We start from the raw sequence: 411 nt of genomic DNA, 5'->3' as shown, positions 1-411 counted from the left end.
GTACGCGCCCTCTGGTTGTTCCTGCACCAGTTGGGCGCGGTGAAGAACCCATCCGAGGAAGCCCTGGCGGCTTATGTGAAGCGCATCGCCAAGGTGGACGCACTGCAATGGACGAACGGCAACCAGACGGAAGCCCTCATCGAGACTTTGAAGAAGTGGGCCATGCGCTACCTGCCTGGCCAGGTGAGGGAAATGGCTCAAACCTTATCGGAAGCGATCAAGACCGGCAGCGTCACAGTGAGCGACGAGGAACTGACCGGGCTGCGCTCCACGGTCGGCCTGGCGCAAACCCGGCAGACCTTTGACCCCATGCAAACTGCTTGGGATGCACTGAAAACAGCACTCGATAAGAGGGAGAAACCATGAAGCCAGAGAGCACGATGATGCACTTCCCGGATGGATACCCGGAAC

The 411-nt window shown here is 59.1% G+C and carries 1 protein-coding gene; it reads left to right on the top strand.

Going from position 1 to position 411, the window contains the following annotated elements; translation table 11 throughout:
* Positions 1-366: regulatory protein GemA (locus KDH83_RS31785; RefSeq protein ID WP_212323166.1), on the top strand; the 366-nt coding region annotated here is incomplete at its 5' end.
* Between the last annotated feature and the right edge of the window lie 45 nt (positions 367-411).

This window comes from Achromobacter sp. Marseille-Q0513, assembly GCF_018195695.1.
In the GTDB taxonomy this organism is placed as follows: Bacteria; Pseudomonadota; Gammaproteobacteria; order Burkholderiales; family Burkholderiaceae_B; genus Achromobacter.
Note: the sequence above shows the minus strand (reverse complement) of the source record. Positions and strands in the feature narration are given on the sequence as shown.